Below are 17,383 nucleotides of genomic sequence, written 5' to 3'. Positions count from 1 at the left end.
GGCCGTAAAAACTCAGCCGTCCCTCTCACCTCTCACAAGCCTTCACAAGCTCCCTCACCGCCGGTGCGCCAATGCGCTCACCGGCGACTCCTCTACTGGATCAACGCGAGGGAATCCAGATACGCCTTGGCCACATCTGCCTCATTCCCCCGGGCGGGGAATTCCGCGGAATGCCGACCCGCGCCGACTCCCGCCGCCATGCACCTCAGCGACCGCCCCGAGCCACCCTTCAGCGGCCGCCCCGAGCCACCTCGGCAGCCGCCCCGAGCCGCCCCTCAGCGGTCGCTCAACCGCCCGCTGATCCACTGCAGGGTCGCCGGGATCTCCCGCCGCCACGTGTTGAAGTTGTGCCCGCCACTGTCGAGGATGATCGACGAGATCCGCGTCGGCTGCTTCTCCTTCACCTGCTCGATGAACTCCAGCGTGGCCTTGTAGTTGGTCTCTCCCTGTTTGCTGCTGGTGACCAGCAGAGAGGTGTCCGGCGCCGGACGGTGCTTCAGAAACCAGAAGAGGTCCGCCTCGTTCCGCAGCGTCTTGTTCCCCTGGAAGAGATCACCGGTAGTCGCGTCGACCGGCGCCTTGTAGTACGGCGAGAGGCCCGCCCCCGCGGCATACACCCGAGGGTGGTGCATGGCGAGTTTCAGTGCGCAGTAGCCGCCGGTCGAGTCGCCGATGATCCCCCAACTCCCGGGCTTCTTCCCGACCCTGTAGTGGTGGCCGACCGCGTCCGGCAGGTCCTCGGCGAAGAACGACTCGGTCCGGGGTCCGCCCGGGACGTCCACGCACTCGGTGTCGCGCGGCGGCGCCACGGTGGGCCGCAGCATGACCAGGATCATCGGCTGCGCCTTGCCGTCGCGGGCCAGCCTGTGGGCCGTCTGCGGAAAGTGGAGGCCCTTGACGAGCGCCTCGGCGGTGCCCGGGTAGCCGGTGAGGACGACGGCGGCGGGGAAGGTCCGGGTGCGGTACTCGGGCCGGAAGTACTCCGGCGGCAGATACACGTACGCCGGACTCGCGATCCGGGTCGTACGGCCGACGATCTCGACCTTCTGGATCTGGCCGCCGACCTGGGGGCGGGCGCCCCCGGACACGTTCACCTGCTGGGTGTCGACGACCCGCAACGGCCCGCCGGTGTCGGCGCCGTCGTGGTCGACGACCACACCCTGGCCGTTCTCCCGGCCGAAGAGGTCGGCCCAGCTGGCGTAGAACCCGAAGGCCTGGTTCGCGACGAGGCCGACCGAGGCGAAGAGGGCGACCTGCGTGGCCAGCAGTACGGCGATCCGGCCGCCGACCGCCCGCCAGCCACGGCGTGCCAGCCGCGGCCACAGCCACACCGTGCCGACGAACAGCAGCACGGCGGACAGAACCGCCAGCACCAGCACCTTGTTGCTCGTAAGACCCATCGGGTTGTCCCCCGCCGCCCTTTCTTTGCTTGTCTTTCCTTGTCCTTTGGTTCAGCTTTCCGGTGGAGAGTGAACCTCCCTCGCCAAGGCACCGTCCTAGAGGGCGCAATGTCGCCGGATGCCGGAAAAGGCACCGGATCCAAGCTCACTCGCGGAACAACGGGATGCGATGTCTGTCAGGACAGATGGTGAAATGTCGGGCGGGGTTCCGGTCCGGTCGGACCGACTCCCGACGAGCGCCGTCGGGCGCGGATACGGCGCCGTGCGCGGCGCACTGCGCGGGCCGCGCCCCGAGGCCGTGCCCGCCCTGGTCGCCCGGGCCTGCATGCTCGTCGGGCTCGTGGACGTCGCCGCGGGCGTGTTCCCCCGCTTCCGGAACAGCCGTATGCACACGCTGGCCGAGGTGCTCCCGGGCGCACTCGGCCCGTTCGCAGCGGCCCTCTCACTGAGCGCCGGCGTCCTGCTGCTCCTGCTCGCCCACGGCCTGCGTCGGCGAAAACGGCGGGCCTGGCGCGCGGCCGTGATCCTGCTGCCGGCCGGGGCGATCGCCCAGTTCACCTACCGTCACTCGCTCGTCGGTGTCCTCGTCTCGCTCGCACTGCTCATTCCGCTGCTGCGCCACCGCGACGAGTTCCGCGCCCTGCCCGACCCGACCAGCCGTTGGCGGGCGCTCGCCAACTTCGTGCTGATGGGAGCCGGTTCGCTGCTCCTCGGCCTGCTCGTCGTCAGCGCCCATCCCGGGCGTATGGTCGGCGACCCCAGCCTCGCCGACCGGCTCGAACACGTCATCTACGGCCTGTTCGGCTTCGAGGGCCCGGTCGACTACGCCGGCAACACGTCCTGGACGGTGGCCTTCTCGCTCGGCGCCCTCGGTCTGCTGACCGCCATCACCACCGTCTACCTGGCCTTCCGCCCCGAACACCCGGCGGCCCGGCTCACCGACGACGACGAGGAACGGCTGCGCGCCCTGCTGGACAGGCACGGCGGCCGCGACTCCCTCGGCCACTTCGCGCTCCGCCGCGACAAGGCGGTCGTCTTCTCCCCGAGCGGCAAGGCGGCGGTCACCTACCGCGTCGTCTCCGGTGTGATGCTGGCCAGCGGCGACCCGATCGGCGACGTCGAGGCCTGGCCCGGCGCGATCGAGCGCTTCATGGACGAGGCGAAGGCCCACTCCTGGACCCCGGCCGTCATGGGCTGCTCGGAGACGGGCGCCGAGGTATGGACCCGCGAGACCGGCCTCGACGCCCTGGAACTGGGCGACGAGGCGGTGGTGGACGTCGCGGATTTCTCCCTCGCCGGACGCGCGATGCGCAACGTGCGTCAAATGGTGAAGCGCATCGAGCGGCTCGGTTACGAAACCCGGGTCCGGCGCGTCCGTGACCTCGGTGAGGCGGAGCTGGACCGGATCCGGCGCGCCGCCGAGGACTGGCGCGGCACCGACACCGAGCGCGGTTTCTCCATGGCGCTCGGCCGCGTCGGCGACCCGGCCGACGGGGACTGCCTCATCGCCACCGCCCACAAGGCCGACGAGGCCCCGGGGGCGTACGGCGACCTGAAGGCCGTACTCCACTTCGTGCCCTGGGGCCCCGACGGCGCCTCCCTGGACCTGATGCGCCGCGACCGCGCGGCGGACCCCGGCATGAACGAACTCCTCATCGTCGCGGCCCTCCAAGCTGCCCCCCGCCTGGGCGTCAGGCAGGTCTCCCTGAACTTCGCGATGTTCCGAGCGGCCCTGGCGCGCGGCGAGAAGATCGGCGCGGGACCGGTACTGCGCGCCTGGCGCGGACTGCTGGTCTTCCTCTCCCGCTGGTTCCAGATCGAGTCGCTGTACAAGTTCAACGCGAAGTTCCGCCCGCGGTGGGAGCCGCGCTTCGTCGTCTACGCCACCTCCCGCGACCTGCCCCGCATCGGCCTCGCCGCGATGCAGGCCGAGGGCTTCGTCAACCTCGCCCTGCCCCGCCTCCTGAGGCGCCGCGCCAAGGCCCCGGCGCCGTGCGCCCATCGGGCGGCGGAGCGAAGCATGACCGAACAGGACGTGCGCGCGGCCTAGGAGGCTCATGAAGATCTCGGAGAGCGCCTGCCCGAGCACGCGGCCACCGCCGGGAGCCGGCCCGGGCGAGGCCCCGGCCGCCCTCGCGCCCCGGGGCTCCGGCTCAGGTGATGGCCCGCGGCGCCGGGGGCCTAGGCTTGACGCATGAGCAAGCAGAACCGGCGCGGTCAGGTGGCCGGAATGCCCGTGTGGGATCGTTGCGCGGTCATGGGGGTCGTCAATGTCACCCCGGACTCCTTCTCCGACGGCGGCCGCTGGTTCGACACCACGGCGGCGGTCAAGCACGGCCTGGACATGGTCGGGGAGGGCGCGGACCTGGTGGACGTGGGCGGTGAGTCGACCCGCCCCGGCGCCGCCCGCGTCGACGAGGCGGAGGAGCTCAAGCGCGTCATCCCCGTCGTGCGGGGACTGGCCTCCGAGGGGGTGACCGTCTCCGTGGACACGATGCGCGCCGCCGTCGCCGAGCAGGCCCTCGCCGCCGGTGCCGCCCTCGTCAACGACGTCAGCGGCGGCCTCGCCGACCCCGCGATGATCCCGGTGGTCGCCGACGCGGGTGCCCCCTTCGTGGTGATGCACTGGCGGGGCTTCCTGGAGGGCGGCAACGTCAAGGGCGTCTACGAGGACGTCGTCGCCGAGGTGACGGACGAGCTGCACGCGCGCGTGGAGGCCGTTCTGGAGGGCGGTGTCGCGGCGGACCGCGTCGTCGTCGACCCGGGCCTCGGCTTCTCCAAGGACGCCGAGCACGACCTCACCCTCCTCGCCCACCTCGACCGGCTGCACGGCCTCGGCCACCCCCTGCTGGTCGCCGCCTCCCGCAAGCGGTTCCTCGGCCGGGTCCTGGCGGGGCCGGAGGGCGCCCCGCCGCCCGCACGCGAACGGGACGCCGCGACGGCCGCCGTGTCGGCCCTCGCCGCCCAGCAGGGCGCCTGGGCGGTCCGGGTGCACGAGGTCCGCGCCACCGCCGACGCGGTCCGCGTGGCCCGCGCCATCGAAGGGGCCCGTGAGCGGTGAGCGCTCCCCACACCGACGTCGAACAGGTCGAACTCGCCAACCGGGCCTTCTACGAGGCGATGGAACAGGGCGACTTCGAGACACTCTCCTCACTCTGGCTGACCCCGGCCGACGTGGGCGTGGACGAGGAGTACCACGACCCCGCCGAGACGGGTGTGATCTCCTGCGTGCACCCGGGCTGGCCGGTCCTCACCGGCCGCGGTGAGGTGCTGCGGTCGTACGCGCTGATCATGGCGAACACGGAGTACATCCAGTTCTTCCTCACCGACATACATGTGTCGGTCACCGGTGACACCGCGCTCGTCACCTGCACCGAGAACATCCTCAGCGGCGGCCCGGCGCCGGACGGCGGTGACGGGCTGGGGCCGCTCGTGGGGCAGCTGGTGGTCGCCACGAATGTGTTCCGTCGCACATCCGACGGCTGGAAGCTCTGGTCGCACCACGGCTCCCCGGTGCTGACCGAATCCGATGACGACGAGGCCGACGACTCACCCTCCTGAGTGGGTGGGCGGCCCGCAAGGGCCAAGGGGTGATTGGGAACACGGGACCGCGGGTATGCGCGGCTTCCGACCCGTGAGCCGCCGTGTTCCCTGAGGGAAGCGCTCGATGAACCCTGCCCGTACAGGGGGTGGACCCGAGCCTCCGTGAGTGAGCGCTGTCAGTGCTCGCAGGTAGATTCGAAGGTGGCCGGTGTGCCGACCGCACACGGATGCATCGGCCGTTCCCGACGACTGCAGGAGTGATTCGCGTGGATCGTGTCGCGCTGCGCGGCCTCAGGGCCCGTGGACACCACGGGGTGTTCCCGCACGAGCGCGAGGAGGGCCAGACCTTCGTCGTGGACCTCACGCTCGGTCTGGACACCCGGCCGGCGGCGGCCGACGACGACCTGACGAAGACCGTCCACTACGGGATCGTGGCGGAGGAGGTCGTCGCCATCGTCGAGGGCGAGCCGGTGAACCTCATCGAGACGCTCGCCGAGCGCATCGCCCAGGCGTGCCTGAAGCACGACGGGGTCCAGGAGGTCGAGGTCGCCGTCCACAAGCCGAACGCGCCGATCACGGTCCCCTTCGACGACGTGACCGTCACCATCACCCGGAGCCGAGTATGACCGCGTTCTTCACCGAGGGTCAGAGCGACCCGACCGTACAGCCGGTGCCCGCCTCCGTCGTGCAGAAGGTGGACGAGGCCGACACCACCCTGCACAACCCCCGCCGGGCCGTGCTCTCCCTCGGCTCGAACCTGGGCAACAGGCTGGAGAACCTCCAGGGCGCCGTCGACGCGCTGGAGGACACCCCGGGCGTCCGCGTCAAGGCCGTGTCGCCGGTGTACGAGACGGAGCCGTGGGGTGTGGCACCGGGCAGCCAGCCCTCGTACTTCAACGCGGTCGTCGTCCTGAAGACCACCCTGCCGCCCTCCTCGCTGCTGGAGCGGGCCCAGGCCGTCGAGGAGGCCTTCCACCGGGTGCGGGACGAGCGCTGGGGGCCGCGCACCCTGGACGTCGACATCGTGGCGTACGCGGACGTGGTCTCCGACGACCCGGCGCTGATCCTGCCGCACCCGCGCGCGCACGAGCGGGCCTTCGTCCTCGCCCCCTGGCACGACGTCGAGCCGGAGGCCCGGCTCGACGGCCGCGGCCCGGTCGCCCTGCTCCTCGACGGCATCACCCATGAAGGTGTGTCGCCCCGCGCCGACCTGGAACTCCACCTGCCCGAGTAGTCGTTAAGGTCTACCGGGTCGGGATCATCCCCCGACACCGTCTGGATCACCGGCCGGGCCGACCACCCGGCGCCGTGGATCCCGGCTTCCGTGGACCATCGGGCTCGTCGAAGGGGCATCGTGAAAGAGCTGCGCATCAGGACGCTGGCCGCGGTGTTCGTCGTGGCCGGGGTGCTGTCCTGGGCAGGGGCCCGCCTGTGGAACTCGGTGGGCACGCTGCCGAGCGTCCCGCTGGCGGCCCCCATCGTGCTCGCCCTGATCGCCGCCGTCCTGACGGCCACCGCGCTGTCCCTCCGCAACCGGCTCAAGGCCCAGCGGGAGCGCCGACCCGACGCCAAAGGCGTCGAGCCCCTGATGGCGGCCCGCGCGGTCGTCTTCGGCCAGGCCAGCGCTCTCGTCGCCGCCCTCGTCGCCGGCATGTACGGCGGCGTCGGCGTCTTCCTCCTGGAGTCCCTGGACATCCCTGCCCGCCGGGACCAGGCCATCTACGCCGGGTTCTCCGTCCTCGCGGGCCTCGCCGTCATAGTGGCCGCCTTCTTCCTGGAGCGCGTCTGCAAGCTCCCGGAGGACGACGACACCAACGGCGGGGCCGCGCGGGCGACGTAGGGGGCACCCTGGCTGCCCGCCGGCTGACCGTCGACGAGGCTCCCGCAACCGGCGCAGGCGCCTCTGGGCTGATCGAGGACCGTCTCGGGCAGCACCGACGATCGGGTCAGCGCGCCAGTATCAGGCTCATCGCCTCGGCACGGGTCGTGGCGTCCCGCAGCTGGCCCCGCACCGCCGACGTCGTGGTCTTGGCACCCGGCTTACGGATACCGCGCACCGACATGCACATGTGCTCGGCCTCGATGACGACGATGGCACCCCGCGCTTCGAGAATCCTCATCAGGGAGTCCGCGATCTGCGTGGTGAGTCGTTCCTGCACCTGCGGGCGACGAGCGAACACCTCGACCAGCCGGGCCAGCTTCGACAGACCGGTGATCTTCCCGGACTCGGCCGGGATGTAGCCGACGTGCGCCACGCCGTGGAACGGCAGAAGATGATGTTCACACAGACTCACGATCGAAATGTCCTTCACCAGGATCATCTCGTCGTGCCCCAGATCGAACGTCGTCGTCAGGACGTCCTCGGGCTCCTGCCTGAGGCCCGCCAGAAGCTCCCTGTACGCCCGCGCCACCCGCGCCGGCGTCTCCTTGAGCCCTTCCCGGTCGGGGTCCTCGCCGACCGCGATCAGCAGCTCCCGTACGGCGTCCTCGGCGCGCTTCTCGTCGAACTCGCCGATGGTGCCCTCACCATCCAGCGTCACGGGGTCGGTCATGTGGTGCCTCGCTCCTGAGCCTGTGACGCGCACGGACTACGCGTCTCATCTTTCGGCCATGTTCCGGTCATACGAAAATGCCGTGCCCCCAGGCTAGAACCAGGGGGGCACGGCATCCATTCCGGGCCTGATGAGCCGGCCGGGTCCGGGAGCCGGGGCTCCCGGTGGCCGGTTCTCACCGGATTCGGCGTCAGCTCTCCTGACTCTCCTCCGGGGTGGCGTCGACGGGCGCCTTGGTGGTGATCGCCGGCGTCGCGCCGTTGGTGCCGTTCGTCAGTGCCAACTCCCGGGGGGAGAGCACCGGCGGACGGGTGGAGGGGGTACGGCGGGAGGAGCCGGTCCAGGCGGGCCGGGCCGGGCGCTTGACGATGGAGGCGAAGATCTCGGCGATCTGCTCCTTGCCCAGCGTCTCCTTCTCCAGCAGCTGAAGCACCAGGTTGTCGAGGATGTCGCGGTTCTCGACCAGGATCTCCCAGGCCTCGTTATGCGCGTTCTCGATGAGCTTCTTGACTTCCTCGTCCACGAGCGCGGCGACCTCTTCCGAGTAGTCGCGCTGGTGACCCATCTCACGTCCGAGGAACGGCTCCGAGTTGTCGCCGCCGAACTTGATGGCGCCGAGACGCTCGGTCATCCCGTACTGGGTGACCATCGCACGGGCCAGGCTGGTGGCCTTCTCGATGTCGTTCGAGGCACCGGTGGTCGGGTCGTGGAAGACCAGCTCCTCGGCGGCGCGCCCACCCATCATGTAGCCGAGCTGGTCGAGCATCTCGTTACGGGTGGTCGAGTACTTGTCCTCGTCCGGCAGGACCATCGTGTAACCGAGGGCGCGGCCCCGGGACAGGATGGTGATCTTGTGGACCGGGTCGGAGTTCGGCGAGGCCGCCGCGACCAGGGCGTGACCGCCCTCGTGGTACGCGGTGATCTTCTTCTCCTTGTCCGACATGATCCGGGTCCGCTTCTGCGGGCCCGCGATCACGCGGTCGATCGCCTCGTCCAGCATGTGGTTGTCGATCAGCTTCCGGTCGCTGCGGGCCGTCAGGAGCGCGGCCTCGTTCAGGACGTTGGACAGATCGGCACCCGTCATGCCGGGGGTGCGGCGGGCGACGGCCCCGAGGTCGACGTCGGGCGCGACCGGCTTGCCCTTCTGGTGGACCTTGAGGATCTCCAGACGGCCCTGCATGTCCGGGCGGTCGACGGCGATCTGGCGGTCGAAGCGGCCCGGGCGCAGCAGCGCCGGGTCGAGGATGTCCGGGCGGTTCGTCGCGGCGATGAGGATCACGCCGCCCTTGACGTCGAAGCCGTCCATCTCGACGAGCAGCTGGTTCAGCGTCTGCTCGCGCTCGTCGTGACCACCGCCGAGGCCGGCGCCGCGGTGGCGGCCGACCGCGTCGATCTCGTCGACGAAGACGATCGCCGGGGCGTTCGCCTTGGCCTGCTCGAAGAGGTCACGGACCCGGGAGGCACCGACACCGACGAACATCTCGACGAAGTCGGAACCGGAGATCGAGTAGAAGGGGACGCCCGCCTCGCCGGCGACGGCGCGCGCCAGCAGCGTCTTGCCCGTACCGGGCGGGCCGTAGAGCAGCACACCCTTGGGGATCTTGGCGCCGACGGCCTGGAACTTGGCGGGCTCCTGCAGGAACTCCTTGATCTCGTGGAGTTCCTCGACGGCCTCGTCCGCGCCGGCGACGTCCGAGAACGTCGTCTTCGGAGTGTCCTTGGTGATGAGCTTGGCCTTGGACTTCCCGAAGTTCATGACCCGGGAGCCGCCACCCTGCATCTGGTTCATCAGGAACAGGAAGACGACCACGATGAGGACGAAGGGGAGCAGGGACAGCAGGATGCCGACGAAAGCGTTCTGCTTGGTCGGGGAGACCGTGTAGCCGTCGGGGATCTGCTTGTTCTGGAACTTGTCCTGCAGGGTGTTGGCGAGGGTGACGCCCTGGTCGCCGATATAGCTCGCCTGGATCTTCGAGCTTCCCTCGATCTTCTGGCCGTCCTTGAGCTGAACCTTGAGGAGCTGCTCTTCGCCGGTGGTCAGTTTGGCTTCTTTGACCTTGTTGTCATTGATCGCCTGGACCACCTGGCCGGTGTCCACCGTCTTGTAGCCGCCGGACGAGCCGACGACCTGCATCAACACGACCACGGCAAGGACGGCCAGTACGATCCACATGACTGGCCCACGGAAGTATCGCTTCACGTCCATCCATACGGAGCGGTGCCGCCCCGTCCCTCCTGCCATAGTGAGTTTGATAAAAGACTGTTCTTCGGACGGTACCCCAGCATTGTCACCCGAAGTCGCAGGGGACTGTCGGCAATCCCGTCCTCGCATGCTCCAACGGCGCGAAACCCGCTGGGGTTCCCGAGCGTCTTACGGGGGTTGTTCAGCCGCCGTAGACGTGGGGCGCGAGCGTACCGACGAACGGGAGGTTGCGGTACTTCTCGGCGAAGTCGAGGCCGTAGCCCACGACGAACTCGTTGGGGATGTCGAAGCCGACCCACTCCACGTCGATGGCGACCTTGGCGGCGTCGGGCTTGCGCAGCAGTGTGCAGATCTTCAGGGACTCGGGCTCGCGGGAGCCGAGGTTGGAGATCAACCAGGACAGGGTCAGCCCCGAGTCGATGATGTCCTCGACGATCAGGACGTGCTTGCCCTTGATGTCGGTGTCGAGGTCCTTGAGGATCCGCACCACGCCCGAGGACTGGGTGCCCGCCCCGTAGGAGGACACGGCCATCCAGTCCATGGTGACCGGGGTGGACAGCGCCCGGGCGAGGTCCGCCATGACCATCACCGCGCCCTTGAGGACTCCGACGATCAGCAGGTCCTTGCCCGCGTACGCCGCGTCGATCTTCGCGGCCAGCTCGGCCAGTTTCGCGTCGATCTCTTGCTTGGTGATGAGTACCTCTTTGAGGTCGGCACCCATGTCTTTCGCGTCCACCCGCATCACTTTCGGTCGGTCGTCCCGGGGCCGCTCCCGGACGCCCGCGTCCCGTGCGGGGGTTCGGGGGCCCGTGTGAGGGGCCCCTTCGGCGTCCGGAATCAGCCTTGCCGAATCACCAGTCTGCCACCCTGGCGCTGGGCGACGACCCGGCCGGGGAGATTGATGGCTCCCTGACCGCGCCAGCCGGTGATGAGACGGTCGACCTCCTCGATGTGCCGGGCGAAGAGGGAACCCGCCGGAGCACCGGCGTCGATGGCGGCCCGGCGCAGGATCCGGCGGCGTACGGCGGGCGGCAGGGCGTAGAGCTTCGCGCACTCCAGCAGGCCCGCGGCGTCCCGGACGGCAGGCTCGGCCTGGCGGGCCCAGGTGTCGAGGGCGTCGGCGTCGTCCCGGGAGAGCTGGGCCGTACGGGCGAGGGCCTCGACGACGCCCTTGCCGAGCGCCTTCTCCAGGGCGGGCAGGCCCTCGTGCCGGAGCCTGGACCGCGTGTAGGCGGGATCGGCGTTGTGGGGGTCGTCCCACACGGGCAGTGACTGGACCATGCAGGCCTTGCGGGCGGTCTGCCGGTCGAGCTGGAGGAACGGGCGGCGGTAGCGGCCGTCGGCCCCCGAGACCGCGGCCATACCGGACAGGGAGCGGATGCCGGAGCCGCGGGCGAGGCCGAGCAGGACGGTTTCGGCCTGGTCGTCGCGGGTGTGGCCGAGCAGGACGGCGGTGCCTCCGTGGCGTTCCAGCGCGGCGTCCAGGGCGCCGTAGCGGGCGTCCCTGGCGGCGGCCTCGGGGCCGCCGTCGCGGCCGACGGTCACGGCCACGGACTCGACCGGGTCCAGGCCCAGTTCCCGCAGGCGCAGGGCGACTTCCTCGGCGCGCAGGTCGGAGCCGGGCTGCAGACCGTGGTCGACGGTGATGCCGCCGGCGCGGACGCCGAGCTTGGGCGCCTCGAAGGCGAGGGCGGAGGCGAGCGCCATGGAGTCGGCGCCGCCGGAGCACGCCACGAGCACGAGCGGCCGCTCGTGTGCGGTCCCCGGGTGCGGGGAACCCGCGCGCGCGGACGCGTTGCGCCTGACGCCGATGGGCACGGCCGCGGGGGGTACGGCCGTGGCGGGCGCGGGCAGGGGTTGTGCGCCCGTGCCGGACGGCGCGCCGGGGGTCGCGCAGGCGGGCGCGTGCTGGGAGGTGTTCGTGTGGTGTTCGGTGAGGAGGTCGTGGAGTACGCGGCGGACCGCCAGGCGTATCGCCGCGACCGCGGGGTGGGGACCCATGTCCGGTTCCCTTCATGAAATTGTCGGGGGGTGAGCCCGAGTTCGGTCACTCAGAGTGTGTAGATGGTGACAGAACCGGGCCGTTCCCCGAGCATTGCACGCCTACCCCTCCCTCACGGTCCCTCGGACGGGTGATTGGAGGAGCGTTTGCCTGCCGTCGGCCGAATTCGTTCACCACGCTCGCGCGCGGCTCACGACTCCGCCCTGTGGTGCACCCGCGTGACCCAGTCCGCCGGTTTGGCGATCTCCGTCTTGGTCGGCAGGGTGTTCGGGGAGGTCCACACCCGGTTGAAACCGTCCATGCCGACCTGTTCGACGACCGCCCGTACGAACCGCTCGCCGTCCCTGTACTGCCTGAGCTTGGCGTCCAGGCCCAGCAGCTTGCGCAGGGCCTGGTCCAGGCGGGAGGCCCCCTTCGCGCGTCGCTGCTGGAACTTCTCGCGGATCTCGGCGACCGACGGCACGACGGCCGGGCCCACCCCGTCCATCACGTAGTCGGCGTGGCCCTCCAGGAGGGACATGACGGCGGTCAGCCGGCCGAGGATCTCGCGCTGCGCGGGGGTCTGCACCAACTCCACGATCGAGTGACCGTCGTCGCCCACCTCTCCCTCGGGCCGGCCACCCGCGAGTGACTGGGCGGCCTCCCTGATGCGCTCCAGGAAGGTCGTGGGGTCGACCTCGGTCTCCCCCAGGAACGACTGGATTTCACCCTCCAGGTGGTCCCGCAGCCAGGGGACCGCCGTGAACTGCGTCCGGTGCGTCTCCTCGTGCAGACACACCCAGAGACGGAAGTCGTGGGGCTGGACATCGAGTTCGCGCTCCACGTGCACGATGTTCGGCGCGACGAGGAGCAGTCGGCCGCCGCCGTTCTCCCCCGCAGGGAGTTCGCGGGTCGCCGGGGCGAACGTCTCGTACTGGCCGAGGACCCGGGAGGAGAGGAACGACAGGAGCATGCCCAGCTCCACGCCGGTGACCTTGCCGCCGACCGCGCCGAGGACGGCCCCGCCCGGGGTGTTGCCGCGACGTTCCTGCATCTTGTCCAGCAGCGGCTTCAGCAGTTCCCGGAAGCCTGCGACGTTGGCCCGGACCCAGCCGGGCCGGTCGACGACGAGGACGGGGGTGTCGTCGCCCGTGTCGGGCAGCATCCGCGTGAAGGCCCGGACGTGTTGCTCCGACGCCTTCGCGTGCCGGCGGAGCTCGGCGACGATGGCCCTGGCCTCGTCGCGGCTCACCTCGGGGCCCGGCCGTACGAGCCGGGTCGCGGTCGCCACCGCGAGATTCCAGTCGACCATCTCGGCACCACCGATACGAGTCATGCTGTCAACCGTACGTGAGCGCTGCCGCTGAGGGCAGGCCGTGGGGCGGGGGGTGGGTGCGGTTGTGACTTGGGGGCGGGTGGGTCGTGGTTGCTCGCGCCCACGCGGCGGAGCCGCATATCGACACAGCCCCGCGCCCCTGAAAAGCAGGGGCTGCGCCCCTTGCTCTTCCCCGGCCTGCTTCCCCCCTCAGCGGCAGCCGCACATCGCCAAGGCCGAGGTTGCGTCCGTCAGGGCCTTCTTGGCGAGGTCGGTGTTCGCCAGTTCTGTCTCCGTGGCCAGGAAGGCGAAGGCCAGGAGGCGCCCGTCCGCGTCCACGACCGTGCCGGCGAGGGTGTTCACGTTGCTCAGGGTGCCGGTCTTGGCGCGGACGATGCCGGTGCCGGTGGCGTCGGTGGAGTAGCGGGTGCGGAGGGTGCCGGTGAAACCGGCGACGGGGAGGCCGGTGAGGACCGGGCGGAGTTCGGGGTGGGAGGGGGCCGCGGACTCGGCCAGGAGGGCGGTGAGGAGGGCGGGGGTGAGCCGGTTGCCCCGGCTGAGGCCGCTGCCGTCCGCGAACTCGACGCCTTCGAGTGGCAGTTCGAGCTTCTTCAGCTCCTTCTTGATGGCCGCCGCGCCGCCTTCGAAGCTCGGCTGCTCGCCCGTCGCGAGCGCGACCTGACGGGCGAGGGCCTCGGCGATGTCGTTGTCGCTGTTGGTGAGCATGCGCTCGACCAGGGTCGCGAGGGGCGGAGAGGAGACCGCGGCGAGTTCCTCGGCGTCCTTCGGGGCCGGGCCGGAGTCCTCGGTCTTCGCCTTGATGCCCCGCTCCTGAAGGAGGTCGGCGAACTTCGCGGTCGCGTGCGCCGCCGGATCGGGGTCGCGGTCCGCGCTGCCGCTGGAGGAGTCGTCGAGGCGGGCCTCGTCGGCCATGAGGGGGACGACCAGGGCGAGATTGCCGTTCGCGCCGATGGTGTGCTGCTCGGGGCCCTCGTAGAGGGAGGTGTCGTGGCTGAGGGTGATCTCGTTCAGGTGACGCCTGTCGAGGGCTGCGGCCGTCTCGTCGGCGAGGGTGCGCAGGCTCGCGTAGCCGCCCGTGTCCTTGTGGGCGGTGAGTGTGGGGTCGCCGCCGCCGACGAGGACCACCTCGGCGGAGTCGGGCGCCAGGACCGTGCGGGTCTCGATGCGGTGGTCGGGACCTACCGCCGTGAGGGCCGCGACCGCCGTGGCGATCTTGGTGGTGGAGGCGGGGGTCAGGGCGTCGTCCGCGTTCTGGGTGTAGAGCTGCTCGCCGGTCTCGACGTCGACGACGGCGGCCGCGCGGCGCGGACCCAGGACGGGGGATTTCAGGAACGGGTCGAGGGCGGCCGCCAGGGCGGCGGACTCGGGCGCGGAGCCCGCGCCCGAGGCGCCGCCGAGGCCTGCCAGTACGGAGGGGGCGCTCGGCGCGGGTTGGGGCGCCCCCGGCGCCGTACCGGACGACGTGCCCGAACCACTTCCGTGATCTGCGCCACCCTGGCCGGCCCGCGATGCCGCCCAGTCGCGCTCGGCCGTACGCTGACCGGAGGAGTCCCAGGGTCCGGCGGCGGTCACCGCCCCGGCCGAGAGCACCAGCCCCAGGGTGGCCGCGCCGGCGGTGAGCTGGAGGGTCGTGAGCTTCTTCGCGCTCCCCGTGAGCTGCGAGGAGCGTGCCGTGACGGCGCTCGTGACGCGTACGACGCCGGGTTTCACCACCTGCGCGACGCGCGCGACACCGGGTTTCACGGCGCGCGTGGCGCGCGCGATCCCCGGTTTCACGCCGCGCGCGACCCGCACCACATGCGGTCTCGCGGCCCGCCAGACCTTCGGCTCCCGCACGACCACCAGCCCCTTTCGCGATCACCCACCTGCGTGAGGGACACTTAACCACCAGAACTATGTGTTGATCATGGAGGAGCCACCGGTGGAGTTCGACGTCACGATCGAGATTCCGAAGGGTTCGCGGAACAAGTACGAGGTGGACCACGAGACCGGTCGGATCCGCCTGGACCGTCGACTCTTCACCTCGACCGCCTACCCGACCGACTACGGATTCGTCGAGAACACTCTCGGCGAGGACGGCGACCCGCTGGACGCGCTGGTCATCCTGGACGAGCCGACCTTCCCGGGCTGTCTCATCAAGTGCCGTGCGATCGGCATGTTCCGGATGACGGACGAGGCCGGCGGCGACGACAAGCTGCTGTGTGTCCCGGCGACCGACCCGCGTGTGGAGCACCTGCGTGACATCCACCACGTCTCGGAGTTCGACCGCCTGGAGATCCAGCACTTCTTCGAGGTCTACAAGGACCTGGAGCCCGGCAAGTCCGTCGAGGGCGCCGACTGGGTCGGCCGCACGGAGGCCGAGGCCGAGGTCGAGAAGTCGTACCTGCGCTTCAAGGAGCAGGGCGGTCACTGACCCCAGCTCTGTTGTCGGCTGTTCTCGTGAACGGGCCGCGTGCCCCCCTGAGGGGGCGCGCGGCCCGTTCGCGTACCAGTGCGTGTCGTTACGCATACTGAGGCGTACCGAAGTGTCGTTCAGGGAGCGCGGCTGAGTGGGAGTGACGGAACCGGGAAAGCCCGGGCCGAAGGAGGACCGCAAGCCGGTGTCGGACGCGGCGGACGGCGCGTTCGTGCCGGTGGGCGTCGTTCTGGGGATCGACGGCGATGCGTCGGTGACCTCGGAGTTCGCGATCCCGGCCGGACTGGACGTACCGGCCGGCGGGGCCGAGTCGGAGGCGCAGACGACCTCCGAGTTCGCCCTGCCGGAGGGGATGGCGCCACCCGAGCCGGTGGCGACGGAGCAGGAGGGGTCCGCGTTCAGTCTGCCGCGGACGTACAGCGCGCGACACGCGCCGGTCGCGTTCACGCCTCCCACCGGGATACCGGCCGTGAGCCTGACCAAGGACGTGCCCTGGCAGGACCGGATGCGCACGATGCTGCGGATGCCGGTTGCGGAGCGGCCCGCGCCGGAGCCGCCGGCACGCGCGGACGGTGATTCGGGGCCCGCCGTGCCGCGGGTGCTCGACCTCACCCTGCGTATCGGCGAACTGCTGCTGGCGGGCGGCGAGGGCGCGGAGGACGTGGAGGCGGCGATGTTCGCCGTGTGCAGGTCCTACGGCCTCGACCGCTGCGAGCCGACGGTCACCTTCACCCAGCTGTCGGTCACCCACCAGCCGTCGCTGGTGGACGACCCGGTCACGGCGTCCCGGATCGTCCGGCGGCGGGCCACCGACTACACCCGGCTCGCGGCCGTCTTCCAGCTGGTGGACGACCTCAGCGACCCGGAGAGCGCGATCACGCTGGAGGAGGCCTACCGGCGGCTCGCGGAGATACGGCGCAACCGGCACCCGTATCCCGGCTGGGCGCTGACCGCGGCGAGCGGACTGCTCGCCGGCGCCGCGTCCGTGCTGGTCGGCGGTGGGGTCGTGGTCTTCGTCGCCGCGGCGCTGGGTGCGATGCTCGGCGACCGGCTGGCCTGGCTGTGCTCGGGGCGGGGGCTGCCGGAGTTCTACCAGTTCCTGGTGGCGGCGATGCCCCCGGCGGCGATCGGGGTGGCGCTGACGGTGACGCACGTGGACGTGGAGGCGTCCGCGGTCATCACCGGTGGGCTCTTCGCGCTGCTGCCCGGGCGGGCGCTGGTGGCGGGCGCCCATGACGGGCTGACGGGCTACTACATCACCGCCTCCGCCCGGCTCCTGGAGGTCATGTACCTCTTCGTGGGCATCGTGGTGGGGGTGCTGCTCGTCCTGTACTTCGGCGTGAAGCTGGGTGCCGAGCTGAACCCCGACGCGGCGCTCGGCAGCGCGGAGCGGCCCCTGTGGCAGCTCGGCGCGTCGATGCTGTTGTCGCTGACCTTCGCGGTGCTGCTTCAGCAGGAACGATCCACCGTGCTGGCGGTGACCCTGAACGGGGGTGTCGCCTGGGCTGTCTACGGGGCCATGCACGACGCGGGCGGGATCTCGCCGGTCGCGTCCACGGCGGTGGCGGCGGGGGTGGTGGGGCTGTTCGGACAGCTGTTGTCGCGGTATCGGTTCGCTTCCGCGCTGCCCTACACCACCGCGGCGATCGGACCGTTGCTGCCCGGGTCCGCGACGTACTTCGGGCTGCTGGCGTTCGCGCAGAACGACGTGGACGCAGGGCTGGTGTCGCTGACGAAGGCGGCGGCGCTGGCGATGGCCATCGCGATCGGGGTGAACCTGGGGTCCGAGCTGTTCCGGTTGTTCCTGCCTGGTGCCGCGCGGGTGGGGCGGAGGGCCGCGAAGCGGACCAGGGGGTTCTGAGCGCCGGACAGCTCGGGGGTTACTGGGGTGTTGGCTGCTGCGGGTCGGATGCGGCTGGTCGCGCAGTTCCCCGCGCCCCTCGAAAGCACCG

At 70.8% G+C, this 17,383-nt stretch carries 15 protein-coding genes; 8 read left to right on the top strand and 7 right to left on the bottom strand.

Going from position 1 to position 17,383, the window contains the following annotated elements; all coding sequences use genetic code 11:
• Window positions 1-275: 275 nt before the first annotated feature.
• Window positions 276-1,400 (bottom strand): alpha/beta hydrolase, encoded by a 1,125-nt coding sequence (locus OG858_RS26620; RefSeq protein ID WP_086750681.1) that lies wholly within the window; start codon window positions 1,398-1,400, stop codon window positions 276-278.
• A 193-nt stretch (window positions 1,401-1,593) separates the two neighbouring features.
• Between OG858_RS26620 and OG858_RS26615 the strand changes: the two genes are divergently transcribed.
• The 6 genes from OG858_RS26615 to OG858_RS26590 all read left to right on the top strand — a co-directional run bounded on the left by OG858_RS26615 (window position 1,594) and on the right by OG858_RS26590 (window position 6,783).
• The gene (locus OG858_RS26615) at window positions 1,594-3,450 is read left to right on the top strand and encodes a phosphatidylglycerol lysyltransferase domain-containing protein (RefSeq protein ID WP_179201249.1); all 1,857 of its coding nucleotides are present in this window, start codon (window positions 1,594-1,596) and stop codon (window positions 3,448-3,450) included.
• 144 nt (window positions 3,451-3,594) lie between these two features.
• Complete coding sequence (gene folP, locus OG858_RS26610) at window positions 3,595-4,461, top strand: dihydropteroate synthase (RefSeq protein WP_037702449.1); 867 nt, start codon at window positions 3,595-3,597, stop codon at window positions 4,459-4,461.
• The gene (locus tag OG858_RS26605; RefSeq protein WP_319065492.1) at window positions 4,458-4,961 is read left to right on the top strand and encodes a nuclear transport factor 2 family protein; all 504 of its coding nucleotides are present in this window, start codon (window positions 4,458-4,460) and stop codon (window positions 4,959-4,961) included. The genes folP and OG858_RS26605 overlap by 4 nt, the downstream gene beginning before the upstream one ends.
• A gap of 248 nt (window positions 4,962-5,209) precedes the next feature.
• The gene (gene folB / locus OG858_RS26600) at window positions 5,210-5,569 is read left to right on the top strand and encodes a dihydroneopterin aldolase (protein ID WP_319262549.1); all 360 of its coding nucleotides are present in this window, start codon (window positions 5,210-5,212) and stop codon (window positions 5,567-5,569) included.
• Window positions 5,566-6,177, top strand: coding sequence for a 2-amino-4-hydroxy-6-hydroxymethyldihydropteridine diphosphokinase (folK, locus tag OG858_RS26595; RefSeq protein WP_319065493.1), 612 nt, complete (start codon window positions 5,566-5,568; stop codon window positions 6,175-6,177). Before folB ends, folK begins: the two co-directional genes overlap by 4 nt.
• A gap of 120 nt (window positions 6,178-6,297) precedes the next feature.
• Complete coding sequence (locus OG858_RS26590) at window positions 6,298-6,783, top strand: DUF3180 domain-containing protein (protein ID WP_319065494.1); 486 nt, start codon at window positions 6,298-6,300, stop codon at window positions 6,781-6,783.
• Between the two features lie 106 nt (window positions 6,784-6,889).
• Here OG858_RS26590 and folE read toward each other — a convergent pair whose 3' ends face one another.
• The 6 genes from folE to dacB form a co-directional block, all read right to left on the bottom strand.
• A complete protein-coding gene (gene folE / locus OG858_RS26585) occupies window positions 6,890-7,495 on the bottom strand; it encodes a GTP cyclohydrolase I FolE (RefSeq protein ID WP_319262554.1) in 606 nt (201 codons plus the stop codon).
• Window positions 7,496-7,685: 190 nt separating this feature from the next.
• Window positions 7,686-9,701, bottom strand: a complete 2,016-nt coding sequence (gene ftsH, locus OG858_RS26580; RefSeq protein ID WP_037702464.1) for an ATP-dependent zinc metalloprotease FtsH — start codon at window positions 9,699-9,701, stop codon at window positions 7,686-7,688.
• Window positions 9,702-9,879: 178 nt separating this feature from the next.
• A complete protein-coding gene (gene hpt, locus OG858_RS26575; protein WP_086753040.1) occupies window positions 9,880-10,440 on the bottom strand; it encodes a hypoxanthine phosphoribosyltransferase in 561 nt (186 codons plus the stop codon).
• Between the two features lie 95 nt (window positions 10,441-10,535).
• A complete protein-coding gene (gene tilS, locus OG858_RS26570) occupies window positions 10,536-11,699 on the bottom strand; it encodes a tRNA lysidine(34) synthetase TilS (protein WP_319262556.1) in 1,164 nt (387 codons plus the stop codon).
• 191 nt (window positions 11,700-11,890) lie between these two features.
• The gene (locus OG858_RS26565) at window positions 11,891-13,015 is read right to left on the bottom strand and encodes a zinc-dependent metalloprotease (protein ID WP_319065497.1); all 1,125 of its coding nucleotides are present in this window, start codon (window positions 13,013-13,015) and stop codon (window positions 11,891-11,893) included.
• Window positions 13,016-13,204: 189 nt separating this feature from the next.
• Window positions 13,205-14,857 carry a D-alanyl-D-alanine carboxypeptidase/D-alanyl-D-alanine endopeptidase gene (gene dacB, locus OG858_RS26560; RefSeq protein WP_319262558.1) on the bottom strand — a complete coding sequence of 551 codons (1,653 nt, stop codon included), beginning with the start codon at window positions 14,855-14,857 and terminating at the stop codon, window positions 13,205-13,207.
• A gap of 79 nt (window positions 14,858-14,936) precedes the next feature.
• Here dacB and OG858_RS26555 point away from each other — a divergent pair, with 79 nt between their 5' ends.
• Entirely contained in the window at window positions 14,937-15,428 is a 492-nt protein-coding gene (locus OG858_RS26555; protein WP_020113767.1) for an inorganic diphosphatase, read from the top strand.
• A 136-nt stretch (window positions 15,429-15,564) separates the two neighbouring features.
• Window positions 15,565-17,292, top strand: coding sequence for a threonine/serine exporter family protein (locus OG858_RS26550; RefSeq protein ID WP_373420920.1), 1,728 nt, complete (start codon window positions 15,565-15,567; stop codon window positions 17,290-17,292).
• Window positions 17,293-17,383 lie beyond the last annotated feature (91 nt).

The sequence above is a fragment of the Streptomyces europaeiscabiei genome, from assembly GCF_036346855.1.
Lineage (GTDB): Bacteria > Actinomycetota > Actinomycetes > Streptomycetales > Streptomycetaceae > Streptomyces > Streptomyces europaeiscabiei.
This window is presented reverse-complemented; position numbering and strand designations above follow the sequence as displayed.

Bases quoted from the DNA above. Each gene is read 5' to 3' on its own strand.
- OG858_RS26620 (WP_086750681.1), bottom strand. From the start codon at position 1,400: ATGGGTCTTACGAGCAACAAGGTGCTGGTGCTGGCGGTTCTGTCCGCC.
- OG858_RS26615 (WP_179201249.1), top strand. From the start codon at position 1,594: ATGTCGGGCGGGGTTCCGGTCCGGTCGGACCGACTCCCGACGAGCGCC.
- folP (WP_037702449.1), top strand. From the start codon at position 3,595: ATGAGCAAGCAGAACCGGCGCGGTCAGGTGGCCGGAATGCCCGTGTGG.
- folK (WP_319065493.1), top strand. From the start codon at position 5,566: ATGACCGCGTTCTTCACCGAGGGTCAGAGCGACCCGACCGTACAGCCG.
- folE (WP_319262554.1), bottom strand. From the start codon at position 7,495: ATGACCGACCCCGTGACGCTGGATGGTGAGGGCACCATCGGCGAGTTC.
- ftsH (WP_037702464.1), bottom strand. From the start codon at position 9,701: ATGGACGTGAAGCGATACTTCCGTGGGCCAGTCATGTGGATCGTACTG.
- hpt (WP_086753040.1), bottom strand. From the start codon at position 10,440: ATGCGGGTGGACGCGAAAGACATGGGTGCCGACCTCAAAGAGGTACTC.
- tilS (WP_319262556.1), bottom strand. From the start codon at position 11,699: ATGGGTCCCCACCCCGCGGTCGCGGCGATACGCCTGGCGGTCCGCCGC.
- OG858_RS26565 (WP_319065497.1), bottom strand. From the start codon at position 13,015: ATGACTCGTATCGGTGGTGCCGAGATGGTCGACTGGAATCTCGCGGTG.